Raw genomic sequence first — 23,750 nt, 5'->3', positions numbered from 1 at the left:
GCCTCCTCACGCCTGGCGGCGTGCGCTGATCGCCTCGTACACCATGCCGACCAGCAGCTCGTCGGCGTCCCTGCGGCCGAACTCGGCGGCGCGCCGGGACATCTCGTACAGCCGGTGCGGGTCGCCGAGCACCGGCAGCACATTGCTCTGCACCCACTCGGGGCTCAGCTCGGCGTCGTCGACCAGCAGCCCGCCGCCCGCCTTGACCAACGGCTGGGCGTTGAGCCGCTGCTCACCGTTGCCGATCGGCAGCGGAACGTAGGCGGCGGGCAGCCCGACGGCGGACAGTTCGGCGACGGTCATCGCACCCGCGCGGCAGAGCATCATGTCGGCCGCGGCGTACGCGAGGTCCATCCGATCCACGTACGGTACCGGGATATAGGGCGGCATTCCGGGCATGTTGTCCACATGCGGCAGTTCGTTTTTCGGACCGACCGCGTGGAGCACCTGGATCCCGGCGCGCTGGAGGAACGGCGCCACCGTCTGGACCACCTCGTTCAGCCGCCGCGCGCCCTGCGAGCCGCCGGAGACCAGCAGCGTCGGCAGGTTCTGGTCGAGCCCGAAGGCCGCGCGGGCCTCGGGGCGGACCGCAGCCCGGTCGAGGGTGGCGATGGAGCGGCGCAGCGGGATGCCCACGTAGCGGGAGTTGCGGAGCTTGCTGTCCGGGGTGGAGACCGCCACGAAGTGGGCGTAGCGGGAGCCGATCTTGTTGGCGAGGCCGGGGCGGGCGTTGGCCTCGTGCACGACGATCGGCACGCCGCGCCGCTTGGCGGCCAGATAGCCGGGCAGGGCCACATAGCCGCCGAAGCCGACGACACAGTCGGCCTTGGTGCGCTCCAGGATCTGCTCGGCGGCCTTGATGGTGCCGCGCAGCCGCCCGGGGACGGTGATCAGTTCGGGGGTGGGCTTGCGCGGCAGCGGTACGGCCGGGATGAGCCCCAGCTCATAGCCGCGCTCCGGTACGAGCCGGGTCTCGAGCCCGCGCTCCGTACCGAGCGCCGTGATCCCCACGGTCGGGTCCTGCCTGCGCAGGGCGTCCGCGAGGGCGAGCGCGGGCTCGATGTGGCCGGCGGTCCCCCCACCGGCGAGTACGACATGCACCGAAATTCACCGCTCTCCGGACGGCCGCCTCTTGACGGGCCGTCTCATCGTCTTCCGTCTCACCCGAGCCAGCTTCTTCCGCAAAGCAGGCTGCCGCATGGCCAGCGCCGCCCGCGCACCGGGCTCCGCCCGTGCGAAGGCGATCAGCAGGCCCACGGCGAACATGGTCGGCAGCAGGGCGGACCCTCCGTAGGAGAACAGCGGGAGCGGAACACCCGCGATCGGCAGCAGACCGAGCACCGCGCCGATATTGACCACGGCCTGGGCCGTGATCCAGGTGGTCACACCTCCCGCGGCGTACCTCACGAAGGGGTCCTCCGTGCGTCCGGCCACGCGGATACCCGCATAGCCTAGAGCCGCGAAGAGAACGAGAACCGACAGCGTCCCCGCCAGGCCGAGTTCCTCCCCGGTAATGGCGAAGATGAAGTCAGTATGCGGTTCGGGTAGTTCGCCCCATTTCTCCATACTCGCCCCGAGTCCCGAGCCGAACCATCCGCCGTTGGCGAGCGCGTAGATCCCGTGCACCGCCTGCCAGCACTGATCGTGGGCGCCGGGCTCGGTGGCGCCGATGCAGGCGAGCCGGGACATCCGGTTGGCGCTGGTCCTGATGAGCAGCATGCCGATGACCCCGGCGAAGGCGAGGACGCCCACGAAGAGCCGGGTGGGGGCGCCGGCCAGCCACAGCAGGCCGAAAAGGATCGCAGTGAGAATGATCGCGGTGCCCATGTCCCCGCCCAGCATGATCAGGCCGAGCAGCATGCCGGTCGCGGGCACCAGCGGGACCAGCAGGTGCTTCCACTGGGCCAGCAGCCGCTTGTCCTGTTTGCGGGCGAGAAGATCGGCGCCCCACAGGACCAGCGCGAGCTTGCCGAACTCACTGGGCTGGAGCAGGAAGGGGCCGCCGAAGGAGATCCAGTTCTGATTGCCGTTGACCGCGATGCCCATGCCCGGGACCTGCACCAGACACATCAGGAAGACCGAGACCGCGAGCAGCGGATAGGCGAAGGCACGGTGCAGTTTGATGGGCATCCGCACGGCGAGCAGCATCAGCGCGCCGCCGAGCGCGGCGGCGAAGAGCTGTTTGCGGAAGAAGTACGACGGCGAGAGGCCGGACTGCAGCGCCTTGATCTGGGAGGCGGAGTAGACCATGACCAGCCCGAGCACCAGGATCAGCAGCGAGCCGCCGAGCAGCAGGTAGTACGCGGTCAGCGGGCGGTCCCAGGCCCGCCGGAGGCGCTGCTGGAGCCCGCGCAGGGCGTCCAGGGCGTTCACCCTCGACGGGCGGCGGGGAGGCCGGGAGGCGCCCGCCGTGCCGCGCGGACGGGCCGGTGACGCCGCCCGGCCCCGGCCCCGGCCCCGTACGGCCTCCCGCAGCCGCGGGGCGCCGCCCGGCCGCGGCACCGGGCGGCCGGTGCCGGGGCGGGCCGTCCGGGAGCGCGGGGCGGCGGGCTGGTCGGGCGTCATGTCGTATCCCCTCCGGTTTTCCCGCGCGGGCGGTCCTCGCGGGGGACCGGCGGGCTACTGATCGTCCGGGACCCGGCCGGAGGCCAGGCCATGAACCGCCGCGGCGAAGGCATCGCCCCGCTTGTTGTAGTTGGTGAACATGTCCATCGAGGCACAGGCCGGGGCCATCAGGACGGTATCGCCCGGCCGGGCGAGGCGCGCCGCTTCGCGCACAGCCGCAGCCATCGCCCCAGTGTCGGTCCGGTCGAGGTCCACGACCGGGACATCTGCTGCGTGTCGCGCGAGCGCTTCGCGGATCAGGGCGCGGTCGGCGCCGATCAGCACCACGCCGCGCAGCCGCTTGGCCGCCGTAAGGACCAGCTCGTCGAAGGTGGCCCCCTTGGCGAGGCCGCCCGCGATCCACACGATGTGCTCATAGGCGCCCAACGACGCCTCCGCGGCATGGGTGTTGGTCGCCTTGGAGTCGTCGACGTAGGCCACGCCGTCGACGTCCGCCACGTGCTCCACCCGGTGCGGATCGGGCCGGAAGGCGCGCAGGCCGTCCCGTACGGCCGTCGGCGGGACACCGTAGGCGCGGGCCAGGGCGGCCGCCGCGAGGGCGTTGGCGATGTTGTGCGGGGCCGGCGGGTTCACATCGGAGACCTCGGCGAGCTCCTGCGCCTGCTTCTGCCGGTCCGCCACGAAGGCCCGGTCGACGAGGAGGTCCTCCACGACGCCGAGCTGGGAGGGGCCGGGGGTGCCGAGGGTGAAGCCGATCGCCCGGCAGCCCTCCTCGACGTCGGCCGCGCGCACCAGGTCCTCGGTGGCGGGGTCGGCCACGTTGTAGACGCAGGCCACCTGGTTGCCCTCGTAGATCCGGCCCTTGTCGGCCGCGTAGGCCGCCATGGAGCCGTGCCAGTCGAGGTGGTCGGGGGCGAGGTTGAGCACCGCCCCGGAGTGGGCGCGCAGCGAGGGCGCCCAGTGCAGCTGGTAGCTGGAGAGCTCGACGGCCAGTACGTCGTACGGCTCGTCGCCCAGCACGATGTCCAGGAGCGAGACACCGATGTTGCCGACGGCGGCGGTGCGCAGCCCGGCCGCTTCCAGGATGGCCGCCAGCATCCTTACGGTGGTCGTCTTGCCGTTGGTGCCGGTGACCGCGAGCCAGGGCGGGGCGTCCGTCCCGCGCAGCCGCCACGCCAGCTCCACATCGCCCCAGATGGGCACGGACGCCTCGGCGGCGGCCAGGAAGAGCGGGCTGGTGGGCTTCCAGCCGGGGGTGGTCACGATCAGCTCGGTGCCGTCGGGAAGAGTCGCCCCGTCGCCGAGGCGGACCGTGATGCCCAGCGGCTCCAGCTCGGCCGCCTGGGCGCGCTGCGGTTCGCCGTCGCTGCCGTTGACCACGGTCACCGAGGCCCCGAGGCCCCGCAGCGCACGCGCTGCGGGGACCCCGGAGACGCCGAGTCCGGCGACGGTGACCTGCCGTCCGGCGAGGTCGGACACGTCGAGGGAGGCGGCGCCCGACGTCACGAGGCCCGCCACCCCGCGTAGAAGAGGCCGAGGCCGACGATCACGCACATGCCCTGGATGATCCAGAACCGGACCACCACAAGGACTTCGCTCCACCCCTTGAGTTCGAAGTGATGCTGGAGCGGTGCCATCCGGAAGACCCGTCGCCCGGTCGTGCGGAAGGAGCCGACCTGGATGACCACGGACATGGTGATCAGGACGAACAGACCGCCGAGGAGTGCCAGCAGCAGCTCCGTACGGGAGCAGATGGCGAGGCCGGCGAGCGCGCCGCCGAGCGCGAGCGAACCGGTGTCACCCATGAAGATCTTGGCGGGTGAGGTGTTCCACCACAGGAAGCCGAAGCACGCGCCCATCAGGGCGGAGGCGACGACGGCCAGATCGAGCGGGTCGCGGACCTCGAAACAGGACGCCGGGTTGGTGAGGGTCTGCGCGTTGGCGCAGGACTCCTGGTACTGCCAGACGCCGATGAAGGTGTAGGCGCCGAAGACCATCACGGAGGCGCCGGTGGCCAGACCGTCGAGACCGTCGGTGAGGTTCACGCCGTTCGACATCGCGAGGATCATGAACAGCGCCCAGATCGCGAAGATCACCGGGCCGAAGGACCAGCCGAAGTCCTGGACGAAGGAGAGCCGGTCGGAGGCGGGGGTCTGCTGGCGCGCGTCGGCGAAGTTCAGTGCGAGGATCGCGAAGGCGATACCGACGATCAGCTGACCGGCCATCTTGGCCTTGGCCCGCAGACCCAGGCTGCGCTGCTTGACGATCTTGATGTAGTCGTCGAGGAAGCCGACCAGGCCCATGCCCGCGAACAGGAAGAGCACCAGCACGCCCGAGAAGGTCGGCTGGCTGCCCGTGATCACCTTGGTCAGGGCGTAGGCGATCAGCGTGGCCAGGATGAAGGAGATACCGCCCATCGTGGGCGTGCCCTTCTTGCTGCCGTGCGTCCGCGGACCATCGTCCCGGATGTACTGGCCATAGCCCTTGCGGGCCAGCAGCTTGATCAGCAGCGGTGTGCCGATCAGGGTCAGAAAGAGCCCGATGGCTCCCGAGAAGAGGATCTGCCTCATGCCCATCGGCCGGCGACCTCACCCTCACCGTCGAGCAATGCCTGAGCAAGCCGCTCCAGGCCGACCGACCTGGATGCCTTCACCAACACGACGTCCCCCGGTCGCAGCTCGCTGCGCAGCAGATCGACCGCTGCCCGCACGTCGGACACGTGCACCGACTCCTCACCCCACGAACCCTCGTTCTTGGCGCCCATGTCCAGCCAGGCGGCCTCCTGGCCGCCGACCGCCACGAGCTTGCTGACGTTGAGCCGGACGGCCAGCCGCCCGACCGCGTCGTGCTCGGCCAGTGACTCCTCGCCCAGCTCGGCCATCGGGCCGAGCACCGCCCACGTGCGACGCCCCGGTGTGACAGCGCCCATGGCGACCAGCGCACGCAGCGCTGCTCGCATGGACTCGGGGTTCGCGTTGTAGGCGTCGTTGACGACCGTCACGCCGTCCGAGCGCTCGGTGACCTCCATCCGCCAGCGGGAGAGCTGCCCCGCCTCGGAGAGCGCCACGGCGATCTCGTCGACGGACATGCCCAACTCGTGGGCGACGGCGGCCGCGGCGAGCGCGTTCGACACGTGGTGCTCACCGTACAGGCGCATGGTCACTTCGCTGCACCCGGTAGGGGTGTGAAGCGTGAAGGCCGGACGGCCGCCATCGGCGAGCCGGACATTCCCGGCACGCACATCGGCGTCCTCGGCCTCGCCGAACAGGACGGTACGGGCCTTGGTGCGCGACGCCATGGCGCGCACGAAGGGATCGTCGGCGTTGAGCACCGCCACCCCGCCCTCCGCGGCGGACGGCAGCGACTCCACGAGCTCGCCCTTGGCCTCGGCGATCTGCTCCCGGCCGCCGAACTCCCCGATATGGGCGGTGCCGACGTTGAGCACGAGTCCGATACGGGGCGGGGTGAGTTCCGTCAGATACCGGATGTGGCCCTTACCGCGGGCACCCATCTCCAGCACCAGGTGCTGGGTGGCCTCGTCGGCGCTCATCGCGGTGAGCGGCAGGCCGATCTCGTTGTTGAGCGAACCCGGCGTCCATACGGTGGGGCCGCGGCGCTGGAGCAGCTGGGCGACGAGGTCCTTGGTGCTCGTCTTGCCCGCGGAGCCGGTGAGGGCGACCACGGTGGTGCCCAGGCGCTCCACGACGGCGCGTGCGAGCGCTCCCATGGCGGCGATGACGTCGGGGACGACGATCGCCGGTACGGGGGCGCCCGGGGTGCCGACGGGACGGGCGGCCAGGACCGCCACGGCGCCCGCCTCGACCGCGCCCCTGGCGAAGTCGTGGCCGTCCACGCGCTCCCCGGGGAGCGCGGCGAAGAGGCTGCCGGGCCGCACCTCACGGGAGTCGATCACGACGGGGCCCGTGACCTTCAGGTCCGGGTCCGGTATGTCGTGCGGCTGTCCACCGACTAGGCCGGCGATCTCGGTGAGGGACAGTGCGATCACTGATCACCTCCGGCCGTGCGGGAGAGCTGCCTGGAGGGGGCTGGTGCGCGCATGGCGGTCTGTCATCCCTGGTCGTCTAGGTGTTTGTCCCGGTGCTGTGGGCTCGCCTCGGGGCGCGTGGCATCGCGCCTGTGGGCTCGCTCACTGAGCTCGATGGCTTCGCGGAGTACCTGGCGGTCGTCGAAGGCCCGGACCACGCCCGCGATGTCCTGGCCCAGCTCGTGGCCCTTGCCCGCCACGATGACGGTGTCACCCGGCTCGGCGCGGGCGACGGCGGCCGCGATGGCGTTGGCCCGGTCCTCCTCGACCAGCACATCACCGCGCTCGTGGGCGGGCACCTCGGCGGCGCCCGCGAGCATGGCGGCGAGGATCGCGAGCGGGTCCTCGGAGCGGGGGTTGTCGGAGGTGAGGACGGCCGTGTCGGCGTACCGGGCCACCGCGGCACCCATGGGGCCGCGCTTGAGCCGGTCGCGGTCCCCGCCGCAGCCGAGGACGGCGTGCAGCTTGCCGTCGGTCACCTTACGGAGGGCACGCAGCACCGACTCCACGGCGTCGGTCTTGTGGGCGTAGTCGACAACCGCGAGATAGGGCTGGCCCACGTCGACCCGCTCCAGCCGGCCCGGTACGCCGGGGACGGCGGCGACACCGTCGGCGGCCGTCTGCGGGTCGATCCCGGCGACGGCGAGCGCGACGACGGCGGCGAGCGCGTTGGCCACGTTGAAGGGGCCCGGGAGGGGCGCGGCGGCCCGTACGGACTCACCGTTCGGGCCGACGGCGGTGAAGGTCGAGCCGAGCGGGCCCACCTCGACGTCCGCGGCGCGCCAGTGGGCGTCGGGGTGGCCCTCGGCGGAGAAGGTGGTGACGGGCACCTCGGACTGCTCGATCAGGCGGCGGCCGTACTCGTCGTCGTAGTTGATCACGCCGAGCCGGCTGCGGGCCTTGGTGAACAGCTGGGCCTTGGCCTGGAAGTAGTCCTCCATGCCGGAGTGGAACTCCATGTGCTCCGGGCTGAGGTTGTTGAAGACCGCCACGTCGAAGACGCAGCCGTCGACGCGGCCGAGGACCAGGGCGTGGCTGGAGACCTCCATGACGACCGAGCGGACGTCGCGCTCCCGCATCACCGCGAACAGGGCCTGAAGGTCGGTGGCCTCGGGGGTGGTGCGCTCGGACTTGATGCGCTCGTCGCCGATCCGCGTCTCCACGGTGCCGATGAGACCCGTAAGGCCGCCGTCGTGCTTCGCGGCGGCCTTGAGGCCGCCCTCGATGAGATACGCGGTCGTGGTCTTGCCGGAGGTACCGGTGATGCCGATCTGGAGCAGGTCGTGACCCGGCTCGCCGTAGATCGTGGCGGCCAGCGCGCCCATCCGGCCGCGCGGGTTGTCCACCGCGAGGACCGGCAGGCCGGTGGCGGCGGCGCGCTCGACGCCCGCCGGGTCGGTCAGCACCGCGACCGCGCCGAGGTCGGCGGCCTGGGCGGCGAAGTCCGCGCCGTGGAGGCGGGCACCGGCCAGCGCGGCGTACACATCGCCGGGGCGTACGGCCCGCGAGTCATGGGTGATCCCGGTGACCGCGGCCCCTTCCGAGGCTTCGGGGGCTTCGGCGCCCAGCTGATCCGCCAGCTCCGCCAGCGGGATCGGGCGGACCTGGAGAGGGCGGGGCGCTCCCGGGTATTCCACAGAAACGTCCTTCTGAGGGGTTTGGGACTGATCAGCGTGGGGCACGGCGGTGAGCGTACCCGGGACACCCGCTCCGCCGCGAAATGAGGCGGCGGTGCGAGGCCGTACCGGACCGTGGTTCCCGGGGTCCGGCGTGATCGTCATCACTGCTGGGTCCGCTCACTGGCCCGGGTTGTAGCTCACCGGGAGCCGTTTGGGCTGCTTCCCGGACGGCGGGACCTGCAGGGCCTTGAGGCCGAACTCCATGACCTTCTTGTAGACCGGTCCGCAGACCTGACCGCCGAAGTAGCTGCCCTTGGTCGGGTTCTGAACGGCACAGTAGACGGTCAGCCGAGGTTTGTCGGCCGGGGCGAAGCCGGCGAAGGACGCGGTGTAGCCGCGGTAGCGGCCGGTCTTGGGGTCCACCCGGTTGGAGGTGCCGGTCTTGCCCGCGACACGATAGCCCGGGATCTTCGCCTTGGCGCCGGTGCCCTCCTGATCGTCGACGACCGACTCCAGCATCTCGGCGAGCGTCTTCGCGGTCTCCTTACTGACGACACGGGTCTTCTTGGGGGTGGGCGCGGCGGTGAAGTCGCCGCCGGGCCCCCTGGCGCCGCGGACGAGGGTGGGCGCGATGCGCTCGCCTCCGTTGGCGATGGTGGAGTACACCGAGGCCGCCTGGATGGCGTTGAGCGACAGCCCCTGGCCGAAGGGGATGGTGTACTGCTGTGAGGCGCTCCAGTCCTGCGGCTTGGCCAGGATGCCCGAGGTCTCGCCGGGGAAGCCGAGCCCGGTGGGCTGGCCGATACCGAACTTGCGCAGGTAGGAGTAGAGGATCTGGTTCTTCTGCCGTTTGGTCCTGGCCAGCTGCTCGGTGGCGAGGATCGTGCCGATGTTGCTGGACTTGGCGAGCACGCCGTTGAGCGTGAGATACCAGGTCGGATGGTCGATGTCGTCGGCGAAGGCGCGGTCCGCGCGGGGCAGCCGGTTGGGGACCACCACATGGGTGTCCCAGCGCGCCACGCCCTCCTGGAGGACGGCCGCCATGGACATCAGCTTGCTGACGCTGCCGGGCTCGTAGGCGTCGGAGGCCGCGGCGTTGCCGAGGGCGTCGGCGTCCGTGGTGTTGATGTCGTTGGGGTCGAAGCCGGGGGCGTTGGCCATGGCCAGGAGCTGTCCGGTGCGGGTGTCCTGGACGATGACGTAGCCGCGGTCGGCCCCGGACTTGCGCACCTGGTCGGCGATGGCGCTCTGGGCGGCCCACTGGATGTCCCGGTCGATGGTCAGCTCGTAGTCGCTGCCCGGGACCGCGGGCTGCTCCCGGACGTCGCCGGTGGGCACCTGGTGACCGCCGGACTGGGCGTAGACGCGCTTGCCGTCCTTGCCCGCGAGCTTCCTGTTGAGCTGCTGCTCGAGCCCGGCGGAGCCGCGGCCGTCGGCGCCCACGAATCCCAGTACCCCGGCGGCGAGGTTCCCGTTCGGATAGACCCGCTTGCTGTGCGCCTCGCGGTTGACCCCGGCCAGGACATTGGTGCCCTTGCCCTTGGCCGCCGCGTCGTCCAGGGCGCTCTTCAGGTCCTTGATCTGGTTCCAGACCTGCGGGGACTGCTGCCGGGCGAGCACGACGTACTGCGACCTGGGGTTGTCGGTGAGCTTCTGCTCCAGGTCCGCCTGGTCCTTGCCGAGGATCGGCGCGAGCAGAGCCGCGGCCTGACGCGGCGCGTCACGGGTCTTGGCCGTCTTGGGCGCGAGGAGGTCGGGGGCGGCGGTGATGTCGTAGGCGTCCACCGTGGTCGCCAGGTCGACGCCGTTGCGATCGGTGATGGAGCCGCGCTCGGCGGACAGCTTCACCGGGATGTAGCGGTTCACGTTGGCCTTGGCCGCGTAGGCGCTGGCGTCGACGGCCTGCACCTGGAGCAGCCGTACGACGAAGACCAGCATGACGAGGGTGAGGCCGAGGCTGATCAGCCGCAGCCGGGGGCGCGGGCTGCCGAGCCGCAGTTGCTGGGGAGCGCCGGGGCGGGGGCGCGGGGCCGAACGGCCGGACGGCCCTCCCCGGCGCTGACGCTCGCCGGGGCGCCGGGGCGGGTCCTGGCGCGGGCGACGGTCGCGGCGGGGACCGGCCGGGCCTGGCACCCCACGGCGGCGGGGGTCCTGGGGGGCGCTCACGCGACGGCCGTCCTCGGGTCGACGGCCGCCTTCGGCTCAACGGCCGTCCTCGGGCCGGTGGCCGTCCGCCGCGCGCGGGCGGTCGTCCGCGCGGGCGGGGTGGGCTGGGCGCAGGCTGGGGGTCGCGTCACCGTGTCACCTACTGAGGGGCCGGGGTGGAGTTCGCGGAGGCGGAGGAGGAAGCGGGGGCGGAGTGGCCGGTGGGCAGCCCCCACGGGGCCACCGAGGCCGTGCTGGACGCCGTGCCCGCGCCCGCCCCGGACGGGGTGGCGGCCGACGGCTTCGGCGGCGCGAGGGCGGACGGAGTGGGCGACGCCCCGGACCGGACGGGCGACGCCCCGGACCGGACGGGTGACGCCTCGGACGGCGTGGTGCCGAGCGAGGGCGGCAGCACCCGGCCGCGGCTGCCGAGCACCGACGGCTGCCCCGTGGCGGGCGCGGGCACCCCGCTGACCGAGCCGTCCGGGTTGAGGAAGACGGGGGTGCCGCCGGGCACCATCCCCAGCTCCCGGGCGCGCCGTTCCAGCTTGCCTGGCGCGGAGAGCTTGTCCACGTCCTGCTGGAGGGCCTGGCGTTCGTCGGTGAGCTCGTCGGTCTGCTTCTCCAGCCTGCTGAGCTCGAACGACCCCTGGTTGAGGGAGGAGTTCAGTAACAGCAGCGCGATCAGGCCGGAGCCGAGCAGAACCACGACGAGCAGCACGAAGGGCGTGCGCCTGGCCGTGGTGGCGCCCGGCGCCGACCGTCCTTTCGGACCCGTCCCCCGCGCGCTCATGGAGCGACCTCTTCCCGGATGCGCTCCGCCCCCCGGAACCGCGCCGGGGCGGCCCGGCGGTTCTCGGCGATCTCCTCCTCGGTGGGCAGCTCCGCGCCACGGGTGAGCAGCTTCAGCCGGGGCTGGTACTGCTCGGGGATGACCGGCAGCCCCGGGGGCGCCGTATGGCTGGCACCGGCCGCGAGCACCTGCTTGACCAGGCGGTCCTCCAGCGAGTGATACGACAGCACGGCGATCCGCCCGCCGACCGCGAGCGCCCTTACGGCCGCCGGGATGGCCCGCTCCAGGACCGCGAGCTCGCCGTTGACCTCGATCCGCAGCGCCTGGAACGTGCGCTTGGCCGGATTGCCGCCGGTGCGCTTGGCGGCCTGTGGCAGCGCCTCGCGGATCAACTCGACGAGCCGGGCGCTGTTGGTGAACGGCTCCTTGACGCGCTCGCGCACCACCGCGTCCACGATCTTCTTGGCGAACTTCTCCTCGCCGTACGTCCGCAGGATGCGCACCAGATCGCCCGGCGGATAGGTGTTGAGCACCTCGGCCGCGCTGACTCCGGTGGTCTGGTCCATCCGCATGTCCAGCGGGGCGTCCTGGGCGTAGGCGAAGCCGCGCCCGGCCTCGTCCAGTTGCATGGACGACACGCCGAGGTCGAAGAGGATCCCCTGGACGCGCGGGACGCCGAGCCGGTCGAGGACCTCGGGCAGTTCGTCGTAGACCGCGTGGACCAGCGTCGCCCGATCGCCGTAAGGGGCGAGCCGCTCCCCGGCGAGCCGCAGTGCGGACGGGTCGCGGTCGAGCGCGATGAGCCGGGCCTCGGGGAAGTCGCGCAGCAGCGCCTCACTGTGGCCGCCGAGGCCCAGGGTGCAGTCGACCACGACCGCGCCGGGCTGGGCGAGAGCGGGGGCCAGCATGTCCAGGCAGCGCTGGAGCATGACGGGAACATGGAGAGCGTTGCTGCTCATTGCGCTGCTCGTGCGCCCTTCTGAGGATCGGGCGAGGATGATACGCACCGCCGGGTCCCCACCCGCTCTGAAGGGGAAGTGGCCTACTGGCGCCGGGGAAGTGACGTCAGGCGACCGGAGCGGGAGGAGGCCGAGGGGTACGTACGCACCGCGCTCACGCGAAATTCCGGGATCCGAGGGGAGCGTCACGCCTCCCACTTCGCGCCACTTTAGTCCACTCGTCCCTTCGGTCAACCAACCGGCCTGCGCGTCCCGCCCCAGGGGTGGTATCCCCTCTCCTGGGCGTCGGATCGCGGGGCGCGAGGGGTTGTGGATTGCCTCACATCACCCCTTCGGCCCACCCCGTTGCCCTCGTTTGCCCTACCTAAAGAGAAGACAAAATCCCCTGGTGAGAGGTAGCGTCGTCATCATGTCGATATCAGCGCCGCAGCCGAACCCGTCCACCGACCGCGACGCCCGCACGGGAGACACGGTCACCGACAGCCTCGTGGAGGCCAACCGCAGTTACGCCGAGAAGTTCACCGACCCGGGGATGGACGCGCGGCCGGTGCGGCGCGTCGCCATCGTCGCGTGCATGGACGCCCGCCTGGACCTGCACGAGGCACTCGGCCTGGAGCTGGGCGACTGCCACACCATCCGCAACGCGGGCGGTGTGGTCACCGACGACATCATCCGGTCCCTGACCATCAGCCAGCGGGCCCTCGGGACCCGCAGCGTCGTGCTCATCCACCACACCGGCTGCGGTCTGCTGAACCTCACCGAGGACTTCCGGCACGAACTGGAGGAGGAGGTGGGACAGCGCCCGTCGTGGGCGGTCGAGGCGTTCAAGGACCTCGACGCCGACGTCCGCCAGTCGATGGAGCGGGTGCGTACCTCGCCGTTCCTGGTGCACACCGACGACGTCCGCGGCTTCGTCTTCGATGTGACGACGGGTCTGCTGCGGGAGGTCGCGCCGCGGACGTGAGAGGTGCTGAAGATACGGAAGGGATTCAGCACTCGAACTCGTACAAGCGTGACAAATAACCCCGGGTTATCCACAGCCGAGTGACGCGAGGCCGCGGAGACCGCAAGAATGCATAGGTGACGTCGTCCCCCGCAACCACGCGGGGGACCGATGTCAGCGTTTGCGGTGGGCCGGTCCGTTCCGAGGGCAACGGCCCTGAGAACGGGCCGAGGAGGGCCGGGTGACGACCTATGACGAGCGAGCGAGCCTCAGCGATCTGACCACCACAGCGGAGCGGATCCGCAGGTCGGTGGAGGGTGTGATCGAGGGCAAGCCCGAGGTCGTACGGCTTTCGCTGACCGTGCTGCTCGCCGAGGGACATCTGCTGATCGAGGACGTCCCGGGCGTGGGCAAGACGATGCTGGCCAAGGCGCTCGCCCGGTCCATCGACTGCTCCGTGCGGCGGATCCAGTTCACCCCGGATCTGCTGCCGTCCGACATCACCGGCGTGAGCATCTTCGACCAGCAGCGCAAGGAGTTCGAGTTCAAGCCGGGCGCCATCTTCGCCCAGATCGTGATCGGCGACGAGATCAACCGCGCCTCGCCCAAGACCCAGTCCGCGCTGCTGGAGTCGATGGAGGAGCGCCAGGTCACCATCGACGGGGAGAGCTATGAGCTGCCCAACCCCTTCATGGTGGTGGCCACGCAGAACCCGGTCGAGATGGAGGGCACCTACCCGCTGCCCGAGGCGCAGCGCGACCGCTTCATGGCCCGCGTCTCCATCGGCTACCCCAGCCCGCAGGCCGAGCTCCAGATGCTGGACGTCCACGGCGGGGTCTCCCCGCTGGACGACCTGCAGCCCGTCGCGCACGCCCATGAGGTCGTCAAGCTGATCGAGGCGGTGCGCTCGGTGCACGTCGCCGAGGCCGTCCGGCGTTACGCGGTGGACCTGGTGGCCGCCACCCGCAACCACCCCGATCTGCGGCTGGGCGCCTCGCCCCGCGCCACGCTGCATCTGCTGCGGGCCGCCAAGGCGTCGGCCGCGCTGGCCGGGCGGGACTTCGCGCTGCCGGACGATGTGCAGGCCCTCACCGTCGCGGTGCTGGCCCACCGGCTGTTGCCCACCGCGCAGGCCCAGCTGAACCGCCGCACCTCCGAGCAGGTCGTCGCGGACATCGTGCAGCGCACTCCGGTGCCCACCTCCGCCCAGCGCGGCGCGGGCGGGATGCCCCCCATGCCACCCATGCCCCCGGCCGACTTCGGCCGGCAGCAGCCGGGCGCACGGAGGCTGTGATGGCCGCAGGGGGGACGGACATGGATCCCGAGGGGCCCGGCGCCGGCGAGCAGCCGGGCGGGCTGCGGTCCGCCCTCGCCGGGCTGACCACCCGCGGCCGTTCCTTCCTGGCCGCCGGGGTGGCCGCCGCGGTGTGCAGCTATGTCCTGGGCCAGGCGGATCTGCTGCGGGTCGGGCTGCTGCTTGCCGCGCTGCCGCTGGTCTGCGTGGCCGTGGTCTACCGCACCCGGTACCGGGTGGCGGGCAGCCGACGGCTCGCGCCCGCGCGGGTGCCGGCGGGCTCCGAGGCCCGGGTGCACCTGCGGATGGACAATGTCTCGCGGCTGCCCACCGGGCTGCTGATGCTCCAGGACCGGGTGCCCTATGTGCTGGGGCCGCGCCCGAGGTTCGTGCTGGACCGGGTGGAGCCGGGCGGCCGCCGCGAGGTGTCCTACCGGGTCCGCTCGGATCTGCGCGGCCGCTATCCGCTGGGCCCGCTGCAGCTGCGGCTGAGCGATCCGTTCGGGATGTGCGAGCTCACCCGGGCCTTCAGCGCCTACGACACGCTCACGGTGGTGCCCCGGGTCGAGCCGCTCCCCCCGGTGCGCCTGACCGGCGAGGCCGCGGGGTACGGGGACGGGCGGCACCGCTCGCTGGCGCTGGCCGGTGAGGACGATGTCATCCCGCGCGGCTACCGCATAGGCGACGATCTGCGCCGGGTGCACTGGCGCTCCACCGCGCGCTACGGGGAGCTCATGGTCCGCCGGGAGGAGCAGCCGCAGCGGGCCCACTGCACGGTGCTGCTGGACACGCGGCGCACCGCCCACTACGGCTCCGGGCCGGACTCGGCCTTCGAATGGGCGGTCTCCGGGGCGGCCTCGGCCGCGGTCCACCTGCTGGAGCGGGGCTATGCGGTCCGGCTGCTGACCGACACCGGAAGCTCGGTGCCGGGCCCGGACGGCGGAGGCGGCTTCACCGGTTCCACCCATGACTCGGCGGAGACGGCCGGGCTGATGCTGGACACCCTCGCCGTGGTGGACCACTCCGACGGCGGAGGGCTCTCGCCCGCCTTCGAGGTGCTGCGGGGCGGCGGTGAGGGCCTGCTGGTGGCCTTCCTGGGCGATCTGGACGAGGAGCAGGCGGCGACGGCCGCCCGGATGCGGCACCGCACCACGGCCGCGGTGGCCTTTGTGCTGGACGGCGCCGCCTGGTCGCGCGGGGGGGAGTACGGGAGCACACCGGAGCTGGAGGACCGGCTGCGGCGGCTGCGCGAGGCGGGGTGGACGGCGCTGCCGGTCGGCCCCGGCGCCTCGCTGGCCCAGCTGTGGCGGCAGGCCGACTCCCAGGGCGCCACCCGGGCGGACGCCGGAGGCCGCGTGGTCGGCGGCATGACAGGGAGCTGGACATGAGTGGAAGCGTTCGGCTCGCGATATGTGCGGCGCTGGCCACGGTGGCGGCGGCCTGTGCGCTGCTGCCGCTGGTGGATCCGGCGAGCTGGCTGTTGCAGGCCGTCCTGTTGCTGACGGTCCAGAGCGCCGCGGGCGCGGCCGCCCGCCGGGTGCCACTGGCCCGCCCGCTGACGGTGGCCGCGCAGGCCGTGGTGACGCTGCTGCTGCTCACCGTGGCCTTCGCGCACGACCAGGCGCTGGGCGGGCTGCTGCCCAGCCCGCAGGCGCTCCACGAGTTCGCGCTGCTGCTGCGCGACGGCGCCGACGACGTGGGGCAGTACGCGATCCCCGCGCCGCTCACCGACGGCATCCGGCTGATGCTGGTGGGCGGGGTGCTGGTGATCGGCCTGGTGGTCGACGCGCTCGCGGTGACGTACCGCAGCGCGGCCCCCGCCGGGCTTCCGCTGCTCGCGCTGTACTCGGTGGCGGCCGGTCTGTCCGACGACGGGAGCGACTGGCTGTGGTTCCTGCTGGCGGCGGCGGGCTATCTGCTGCTGCTCCTGGCCGAGGGCCGGGAGCGGCTGTCCCGGTGGGGCCGGGTGTTCAGCGGCGGCGCCCCGCATCCGGCGGGTATGCCGCCCTCGGGCCTGGCCGGGGCCGGGGGCAGCCCGGCGCTCGCCCCGGTGCGCACCGGCCGCAGGATCGGCGTGCTGGCGCTCGGCATCGCGCTCGCGGTGCCCGCGGTGCTGCCGTCCCTGGACGGCGGGCTGCTGGACCGGCAGGGCGGCAACGGCGGGTCGGGCAGCGGCGGCGGCACGATCTCGGCGGTCAATCCGCTGGTGTCGCTCCAGGACAGCCTGAACCAGCCGGAGAACAAGGAGGTGCTGCGCTACCGCACCTCCTCGCAGACCACCCAGGACCTCTATCTGCGGATCGTGGCGCTGGACCGGTTCGACGGCACCTCGTGGAAGTCGTCCGAGCGGCATGTCACCGATGTGCCCGGTCAGCTTCCCTCGCCTACCGGGCTCGGCCCCTCGGTCCGGGTCTCCTCGATCGACACCTCGATCTCGGCCGCCGACTGGTACGCGCAGAACTGGCTGCCCCTCCCCTACCCCGCGTCCAAGGTCGAGATCGACGGGCGCTGGCGCTATGAGCCGGAGGGCCGCACGCTGGTCGGCGACCGCGGCCAGACCACCCGGGGCGCACGCTACCGGGTCACCAGCCTGCTGGTGGAGCCGACGGCCGACCAGCTGGCGGCCGCCCCGGCACCGCCCTCCCGGCTGCGGAACGAGTACACCGAGGTGCCGGACTCGCTGCCGTCCGTGGTGGCCCGTACGGCGCGGGAGGTGACCGCCGGCGCGGGGAACGCGTACGAGAAGGCGGTCAAGCTCCAGGACTGGTTCGCGGTGAACGGAGGATTCCGTTACGACACCCAGGTGCAGTCCGGCAGCGGCTCGGCCGCCATCGTGCGGTTCCTGAAGCAGAAGGAGGGCTTCTGCGTCCACTTCTCCTTCTCGATGGCGGCGATGGCCCGGACGCTGGGCATTCCGGCGCGGGTCGCGGTCGGGTTCACCCCCGGCACCGCCCAGGCGGACGGCTCGGTGTCGGTGGGCCTGAAGGACGCGCACGCCTGGCCCGAGCTGTACTTCGAGGGCGTGGGCTGGACCCGTTTCGAGCCCACTCCGAGCCGGGGCACCCAGCCCGACTACACGATGGAGCAGTCGCCCTCGGACACCCCGACCGACGAGCCGACGACCGAGCCCACCGGGACCTCGGAGCCGACGGCCGCGCCGACCGCGTCCGACAGCTGCCCCCCGGACATGAAGAAGCTGGGCACCTGTGGCGGCGCCGCGGCCCAGCAGCCGGACAACGGCGCCTCGGGCGGGGGCTGGTCGGCGACCAAGGTCACCAGCTGGAGTTCGCTGGCGGTGCTACTGGCCGCGGTGCCCCTGCTGCCCATGCTGTGGCGGCGGCGGATACGGACCCGCAGACTGAACGGCTCGGGCGGGCGCACCGAGCAGGACGCCGCCGACCGGGTGCTCGCCGCATGGCGTGAACTCACCGACTCGGCCTGGGACTTCGGTGTGTTGCCGGACGACTCGCTGACCTCGCGCAGAGCGGTGGCCCGCATGGTGCGGACCGCCGGGCTCGACGACGAGCCGGCCCGGGCGGCGCAGCGGGTGGCCGAGGCGGTCGAGCAGACGCTGTACGCACCGCGTCCGCGCCCGGTCGCGGGCGTCGCGGACGACGTCCGGCTGGTGCTGGCCGGATTCCGGGCCAAGGCGGGGCGGGGCGAGCGGCTGCGGGCGCTGCTGGCCCCGCGGTCCGCGGCCCAGCTGATGTGGGCGGCCGGACAGCGCTGGTCCGCGCTGGTCGATCGGTGGGGGGCGCCCCGCTGGGCCCGCTGGGCCGCCCAGCTCCGCACCCCGCGCGGCCAGCAGGAGAACTGATCCCGGGGCGGCCCCGAGCGCCCATGGCTGAGCCCCGCCCCATGCGCGGGGCTCAGCCATGGGTGGAAGGGGGTACGGCGGGCCCGGCCGCGGCTCGGCCGAAGGCGGAAAGGGCCACGACGCGGCCGAAGAGCCGCACCGGGGCCGAAGGGGCTACGGCGGGGCCGAAGGGCTACGGCGGGGCCGAAGGGGCTACGGCGGGGAAACGCACCGCGGAAAAGGCACCGGAAACGCACCGCACGGTTGAGGGGCGGTCGCCAGTCGGCGACCGCCCCTCAACCGCTCATCCGTGAATTCTCAGTGACCCTGCTCATCGCGGCGCCGCTGCCACCGCTCCTCGATGCGTGTCATCATCGAGCGGCGCTGACGGCCCTGACGGCGGGGAGCCGCCCCGCCGCCACGCTGTGCCTCACCGGGTTTGGGAGCCTTGCGCCAACCGGTCACCGCGAGCACCGCGCATCCCAGCATGATCAGGAAGCCCACCACGCTGATCCAGATCTGGGGAACGATCACCCCGACCATGAGGAGTGCGATGCCCACCAGAAAACCCGCGACCGCCTGGTAGACCCGTCGCCGGGTGTACGTTCGCAGGCCGCTTCCCTCAAGCGCTGTCGCGAACTTGGGATCTTCGGCGTACAGCGCTCGCTCCATTTGCTCGAGCATGCGCTGCTCGTGCTCCGAGAGCGGCACGGAGTCCTCCTACTCGTCGGTCGCGGGGGGCGACCGGGTGCGACCCTTTCAGGATAGGCAGGGAATCGCCCCCGTGAAACCCGCCCCTCAACGCCAATTCGCCCACCCCTTGGGGCGTGGCGAAAGTTGACGCTGAGACGTCCATTCCCCTCCCGCCGATTGGCCATGCCGGACGGTGTACCCCGATCATACGGCGCCGGGCGGCCGAGCGGGCCTCCTGTGGCCGACTCCACCTGCGCCGCCCGTCGTCGGATGGGGCGGAAGGAGCGCTCTAGTCCCGCTCGGCGAGAACGTGCAGCTGAGTGGCGACGGAGCGGAAGGCGGGCAGCTCGGCGGCGGCCTCCTCCAGCTGCAACAGGGCATCCAGCGCCCCGGGCTCGGTGTCCACGAGCACCCCGGGGACAAGATCGGCGAAGACCCGCACCCCGTGCACCGCGGCGATCTCCAGACCGGCCGCGCGCACCAGCCCGGACAGCTGGTCCTCGGTGAAACGGCGCGGCATCGGGTCCCCGGAGCCCCAGCGGCCCTCGGGGTCGGTAAGCGCTTGCCGGGCCTCGGTGAAGTGACCGGCCAGGGCGCGGGCCAGTACGGCGCCGCCCAGGCCCGCGGCGAGCACGCTGAGGGTCCCGGCGGGGCGGAGGGCCGCCGCCGCGTTCCGCAGGCCCTCGGCGGGGTCGTCCACGTACTCCAGGACGCCGTGGCAGAGCACCACGTCGTAACCGCCGCGCTCGACCACGTCGAACAGCCCGTGGGCATCGCCCTGGACCCCGCGCACCCGGTCGGCGACATCGGCCTCGGCGGCCCGCCGCTCCAGCGCGAACAGCGCGTTCGGACTCGGGTCGACCACGGTGACGCGGTGGCCCAGGCGGGCCACGGGGACGGCGAAATTGCCGCTGCCGCCGCCGGTGTCCAGGACGTCCAGCGCGCCGTGCACGGCCTCGCCCCCGGCGGGCTCCCGGCCCGTGGCCTTGGCCCGCCGTTCCAGGGCGTCTTTCAGGACCTCCCAGACCACGGCGGTACGGAGGGACGCACGGGGGCGCTGCGGGTCTGACACGGCGGGTGGCTCCTCGGCGCGGTGCCGCCACCGCCCGGAGGCGGTGACGACGGCTTGCTGAACGTCGGCGCTCCCAGCCTATTGCCTCCATGGGGCGGGCCGCGCCGAGGCGGCCGGCGGACCGGAGCGACGCGATACCGGGCCGCCTCTCAGGCCCCCGGCGGGCCCGGCTCGTCGTCCGGTCGCTGGTGGGGCAGGGCCGGCTGCAGCATCAGCATGCGCTCCACCAGGCGCAGGAACATCGCTGTGGCGCGCAGCAGATCGTCCGCGTCCCGCGCGCTCGCGGCGCCCGGTATCCCCGCCTCGGCGCGGGCCCGGCGCTCCGCGCCGGAGGCGAACAGGGCGCTCCACTCGGCCAGTTCGGGAGCGACCTCGGGCAGCACCTCCCAGGCGCTGCGGATCCGGGCGCGGCGGCGCGCGGTGGGCTCGGGGCGGCCGTGCACGGCGAGCACGGCGGCGGCCGTGCGCAGTGCGGCCAGATGTGCGGTCGCAAAGCGCTCGTTGGGGGTCTCGAGCGCGTCGGCCTCCTCCAGGCCCTCATGGGCCTGGGTGAGCAGGGCCGCGGCGGCGGGCGGGGCGGACGCGCGGCGCAGCACGGGGTGGACATCGCTCGCGGGACCGGTCAACGAGGGGGCAGGGGCGGCGGCACGGTGCCGGCGCGCTGCGGCGGTACTGGCCATGACGAACCTCCTGTCGTCGCGTGGCGGCCGCTCGTGTGGTAAAGCGACCGCCGTATAGGGCCATCGTGGGGCACACCACTGACAATCGGCCCTGACCAGCGCGAACACCCCCGGCGCCGCACCCGGCTCGGCCATGCCCCATACTGGTTTTGCACTGACCAGTCAGTTCAAAAATCAAGGAAGTGATCTGTGTGGGGGGCACCCCAGAAGCGGGGACCGGAGCGGCGGTGACGGCCGAGGGGCTCGGCGTCAGGGGGTCGCACGGCTGGGCGTTCCGCGGTGCCGACATCGCCGCCGATCCGGGTGCGCTGATCGCCGTCGAGGGCCCGTCCGGCTCGGGCCGCACCTCCCTGCTGCTCACGCTCACCGGCCGGATGCGCCCCACCGAGGGACACGGCGGTGTCGGTGGCCTCCGAGTGCCCCAACAGATGGCGCGCATACGCCGGATCAGCGCGCTCGCGCATGTGCCGGGCGTCTCCGAGCTCGACCCGGTGCTCACGATCGCCGAGCATCTGCGCGAGCGGGCCCTGCTGCGGCGCCGGTTCGCCGACTCCCCGCGCGGGCTGCTGCGCCCGCGCCGGGAGCGTGCCGCCGCGTCCCGGGCCGCGATCGACACCGCCCTCACGGCCGCCGGGCTGGACCTCGGCACGCTGCCCAAGGGGCCGCGTACGGCCGTACGGGACCTGGAGCGGCTGGAGGCGCTGCGGCTGTCGATCGCGCTCGCGCTCATCGCCCGGCCGCGGCTGCTGGCCGTCGACGACGCCGATCTGAAGCTCTCGGACGCCGACCGCGAGCGGGCCTGGGCGCTGCTGCGGGAGATCGCGGAGGACGGCACCACGGTCCTCGCCGTGTGCAGCCAGGCCCCGCCCGGGGCGGTCGTGGTCCGCACCGCGCGCACCGGCGCCGCCGAGGGCGACGAGAACGGCGAGAACGGCCAGAACGCCGGGAGCGACGAGAAGGCCCGCCGGACCCGGAAGGCCGACGCGCCCGCCGCCGAAGGACACGAACACGACGAGAACGAGGAGGGGTCGGCGGATGCGCTCGCCGAAACTCGCCGCGCTTGAGCTGAAGCGGTTCGGGAGGGGCAAGCTGCCGCGCGCGGCGCTCGCCGCCCTGCTCCTGCTGCCGCTGCTCTACGGCGCGCTGTACCTGTGGTCGTTCTGGGATCCGTACGGCAAGCTGAACAAGATCCCGGTCGCCCTCGTCAACTCGGACACCGGCGCCACCGTGAAGGGCGAGCACCTCACCGCTGGCGACGACATCACCCACAAGCTGCTCGACAGCGACACCTTCGACTGGCACCCCACGAGCGCCGCCGAGGCCCGTAAGGGCGTCGCGAACGGCACGTACTACCTCTCGCTGACCGTCCCCGCGGACTTCAGCCGGCAGATCGGCTCCAGCTCGGGGAAGTCCCCGGAGACCGGCGCCCTCAAGGTGCGCACCAACGACGCCAACAACTACATCGTCGGCCAGATCTCCCGCTCGGTCTTCTCCGAGGTGCGCGCCGCGGCCTCCACCAAGGCGTCCCGCGGCTTCTACGACAACATCTTCATCTCCTTCGCCGACATCCACGGCGAGACGGAGAAGGCCGCCAAGAGCGCCGACAAGCTCGGTAAGGGCATCGGCAAGGCCAAGAAGGGCGCGGACGACCTCGCCGAGGGCCTGGCCAAGGCCAAGGAGGGCAGCCGCGATCTGAAGTCCGGGCTCGGCACGCTCTACAAGGGCTCCGGGACGCTCGAGACCGGCGCGGGCGGGGTCGCCGACGGCACCCAGTCCCTGTCCGACAAGGTCAACGACGTGGCGGCCAAGGTCCGCCCGTTCCTCAAGGAGCACGGCAAGGAGATCGGGGACATCTCCCAACTGGTCGCCGACGCCTCCCAGAAGGCGTCCGACAACCTCGACACCCTGCCCGAGACGACCTCCACGGCGGCCACCAAGGCCCGTAAGGCGTCCGACGACCTCGCCGCCGACTACCGGGCCCGCTGCGAGGGTGCGGTGCCCACCGACCCGGACTGCCCCGCGCTGAAGAAGTCGGTGGCGGCGGCCGGCACCGCCGCCGATGTGGCCGAGGACGTCAACAAGCTGGTCCAGGACCACACCGGTCAACTCGACACCCTCGGCGGCCATCTGGACGATCTGCACGACCAGGCGCTCTGGCTCGCGCACAACGCCCCGCACCTGGACACCGACCTCGACTCCGCCGTACGGAAGATCAACACCCTCAACTCCGGGGCGCGGAAGGTCGCCAAGGGCGCCGGAACCCTGCACACCGGGCTGAGCACCGCCAAGACCGGCGCGTCCGACCTCGACAGTGGCGTCGGTAAGGCGCGCGGCGGCGCGGACACCCTGGGCGGCGGGATGTACCGGCTCGTGGACGGCTCCGGGAAGCTCTCCGGCGGTCTGCACGACGGCGCGGCCAAGATCCCCGACTACGGCGAGCAGGACCGTGACGCCCGTACGGAGGTGATGTCGGATCCGGTGCGGCTGGTGAACCAGGCGCTGCACAAGGCGCCCAACTACGGCACGGGTTTCGCCCCGTACTTCATCCCGCTCTCCCTGTGGGTCGGCGCGATGGTGGCCTACATGCTGATCCAGCCGCTCAACGGGCGTGCGCTGGCGGCGGGCGCCTCGTCCTGGCGGATCGCGTTCGCGGGCTGGCTGCCGGTCGCCGCGATCGGGGTGCTCCAGACGCTGGCCCTGATGGCGGTGTTGCACTGGGCCATCGGCCTCGAAATGGTGCGGGCCGCGGGCACGCTCGGCTTCCTGATGCTGGTGACGGCCTGTTTCGCGGCGATCGTGCAGTGGCTGAACGCCCGCTTCGGACCGGCCGGCCGGATCCTGGTACTGGCCCTGCTGATGCTCCAGCTGACCTCGGCGGGCGGCACCTATCCGGTGCAGACCAGTCCGCGCTTCTTCAACGCCATCCATCCCTTCCTGCCGATGACCTACGTGGTGGACGGGCTGCGCCGGCTCATCACCGGCGGCGGGCTCGGCCCGGTGTGGCTGGCCTGCGGAGTGCTCCTCGGATTCACCGCGGCCGCCCTGGCGCTCACCGTGTGGTCGGCGCGGCGCCGGCAGGTGTGGACGGTGGACCGGCTGCACCCGGAGCTGAGCCTGTGAGCGGGACAACATCGACAACGGGCAGA

General features: G+C 72.4%; 18 protein-coding genes. 6 read left to right on the top strand and 12 right to left on the bottom strand.

The window, feature by feature from the left end; translation table 11 throughout:
• Positions 1-6 precede the first annotated feature (6 nt).
• From murG to rsmH, 9 genes are all read right to left on the bottom strand, one after another.
• Positions 7-1,101, bottom strand: coding sequence for an undecaprenyldiphospho-muramoylpentapeptide beta-N-acetylglucosaminyltransferase (gene murG / locus NP777_RS11385; protein ID WP_256649997.1), 1,095 nt, complete (start codon positions 1,099-1,101; stop codon positions 7-9).
• A gap of 6 nt (positions 1,102-1,107) precedes the next feature.
• Complete coding sequence (gene ftsW / locus NP777_RS11380; RefSeq protein ID WP_256649996.1) at positions 1,108-2,565, bottom strand: putative lipid II flippase FtsW; 1,458 nt, start codon at positions 2,563-2,565, stop codon at positions 1,108-1,110.
• 54 nt (positions 2,566-2,619) lie between these two features.
• On the bottom strand, positions 2,620-4,071 hold the full coding sequence (gene murD / locus NP777_RS11375; protein ID WP_256649995.1) for a UDP-N-acetylmuramoyl-L-alanine--D-glutamate ligase: 1,452 nt from the start codon (positions 4,069-4,071) through the stop codon (positions 2,620-2,622).
• Positions 4,068-5,135 (bottom strand): phospho-N-acetylmuramoyl-pentapeptide-transferase, encoded by a 1,068-nt coding sequence (mraY, locus tag NP777_RS11370; RefSeq protein WP_086884991.1) that lies wholly within the window; start codon positions 5,133-5,135, stop codon positions 4,068-4,070. Before mraY ends, murD begins: the two co-directional genes overlap by 4 nt.
• Entirely contained in the window at positions 5,132-6,571 is a 1,440-nt protein-coding gene (locus NP777_RS11365) for a UDP-N-acetylmuramoyl-tripeptide--D-alanyl-D-alanine ligase (protein WP_256649994.1), read from the bottom strand. Before NP777_RS11365 ends, mraY begins: the two co-directional genes overlap by 4 nt.
• Positions 6,572-6,633: 62 nt before the next feature.
• Entirely contained in the window at positions 6,634-8,394 is a 1,761-nt protein-coding gene (locus NP777_RS11360; protein ID WP_391858481.1) for a UDP-N-acetylmuramoyl-L-alanyl-D-glutamate--2,6-diaminopimelate ligase, read from the bottom strand.
• A gap of 12 nt (positions 8,395-8,406) precedes the next feature.
• Positions 8,407-10,395, bottom strand: a complete 1,989-nt coding sequence (locus NP777_RS11355; protein WP_256649992.1) for a peptidoglycan D,D-transpeptidase FtsI family protein — start codon at positions 10,393-10,395, stop codon at positions 8,407-8,409.
• 139 nt (positions 10,396-10,534) lie between these two features.
• Positions 10,535-11,167: a septum formation initiator family protein gene (locus tag NP777_RS11350; protein ID WP_256649991.1), complete on the bottom strand. Its 633-nt coding sequence runs from the start codon at positions 11,165-11,167 to the stop codon at positions 10,535-10,537.
• Positions 11,164-12,126, bottom strand: a complete 963-nt coding sequence (gene rsmH, locus NP777_RS11345; protein WP_256649990.1) for a 16S rRNA (cytosine(1402)-N(4))-methyltransferase RsmH — start codon at positions 12,124-12,126, stop codon at positions 11,164-11,166. Before rsmH ends, NP777_RS11350 begins: the two co-directional genes overlap by 4 nt.
• A 409-nt stretch (positions 12,127-12,535) precedes the next feature.
• Here rsmH and NP777_RS11340 point away from each other — a divergent pair, with 409 nt between their 5' ends.
• The 4 genes from NP777_RS11340 to NP777_RS11325 all read left to right on the top strand — a co-directional run bounded on the left by NP777_RS11340 (position 12,536) and on the right by NP777_RS11325 (position 18,180).
• Positions 12,536-13,090 carry a beta-class carbonic anhydrase gene (locus tag NP777_RS11340; protein WP_256649989.1) on the top strand — a complete coding sequence of 185 codons (555 nt, stop codon included), beginning with the start codon at positions 12,536-12,538 and terminating at the stop codon, positions 13,088-13,090.
• A gap of 220 nt (positions 13,091-13,310) precedes the next feature.
• Positions 13,311-14,363: an AAA family ATPase gene (locus NP777_RS11335; protein ID WP_256649988.1), complete on the top strand. Its 1,053-nt coding sequence runs from the start codon at positions 13,311-13,313 to the stop codon at positions 14,361-14,363.
• Positions 14,363-15,751, top strand: a complete 1,389-nt coding sequence (locus NP777_RS11330; RefSeq protein WP_256649987.1) for a DUF58 domain-containing protein — start codon at positions 14,363-14,365, stop codon at positions 15,749-15,751. Before NP777_RS11335 ends, NP777_RS11330 begins: the two co-directional genes overlap by 1 nt.
• The gene (locus tag NP777_RS11325) at positions 15,748-18,180 is read left to right on the top strand and encodes a transglutaminaseTgpA domain-containing protein (RefSeq protein ID WP_256649986.1); all 2,433 of its coding nucleotides are present in this window, start codon (positions 15,748-15,750) and stop codon (positions 18,178-18,180) included. The genes NP777_RS11330 and NP777_RS11325 overlap by 4 nt, the downstream gene beginning before the upstream one ends.
• Before the next feature lie 297 nt (positions 18,181-18,477).
• Here NP777_RS11325 and NP777_RS11320 read toward each other — a convergent pair whose 3' ends face one another.
• The 3 genes from NP777_RS11320 to NP777_RS11310 all read right to left on the bottom strand — a co-directional run bounded on the left by NP777_RS11320 (position 18,478) and on the right by NP777_RS11310 (position 20,604).
• The gene (locus NP777_RS11320; protein WP_030831620.1) at positions 18,478-18,870 is read right to left on the bottom strand and encodes a DUF3040 domain-containing protein; all 393 of its coding nucleotides are present in this window, start codon (positions 18,868-18,870) and stop codon (positions 18,478-18,480) included.
• A 271-nt stretch (positions 18,871-19,141) separates the two neighbouring features.
• The gene (locus tag NP777_RS11315; RefSeq protein ID WP_256649985.1) at positions 19,142-19,924 is read right to left on the bottom strand and encodes a methyltransferase; all 783 of its coding nucleotides are present in this window, start codon (positions 19,922-19,924) and stop codon (positions 19,142-19,144) included.
• A 149-nt stretch (positions 19,925-20,073) separates the two neighbouring features.
• Positions 20,074-20,604: an SAV_6107 family HEPN domain-containing protein gene (locus tag NP777_RS11310; RefSeq protein WP_256649984.1), complete on the bottom strand. Its 531-nt coding sequence runs from the start codon at positions 20,602-20,604 to the stop codon at positions 20,074-20,076.
• Between the two features lie 191 nt (positions 20,605-20,795).
• On the opposite strand from NP777_RS11310, the gene NP777_RS11305 reads away from it, so the two are divergent.
• Together NP777_RS11305 and NP777_RS11300 are read left to right on the top strand one after the other, a co-directional pair.
• A complete protein-coding gene (locus NP777_RS11305; protein WP_256649983.1) occupies positions 20,796-21,668 on the top strand; it encodes an ATP-binding cassette domain-containing protein in 873 nt (290 codons plus the stop codon).
• Positions 21,640-23,724: a YhgE/Pip family protein gene (locus NP777_RS11300; protein WP_256649982.1), complete on the top strand. Its 2,085-nt coding sequence runs from the start codon at positions 21,640-21,642 to the stop codon at positions 23,722-23,724. Before NP777_RS11305 ends, NP777_RS11300 begins: the two co-directional genes overlap by 29 nt.
• The last annotated feature ends 26 nt before the right edge of the window (positions 23,725-23,750 follow it).

It is taken from the genome of Streptomyces rugosispiralis (assembly GCF_024505145.1).
Lineage (GTDB): Bacteria > Actinomycetota > Actinomycetes > Streptomycetales > Streptomycetaceae > Streptomyces > Streptomyces rugosispiralis.
The sequence above is the reverse complement of the archived record's forward strand: the minus strand, read 5'-3'. Positions and strand labels throughout refer to the sequence as shown.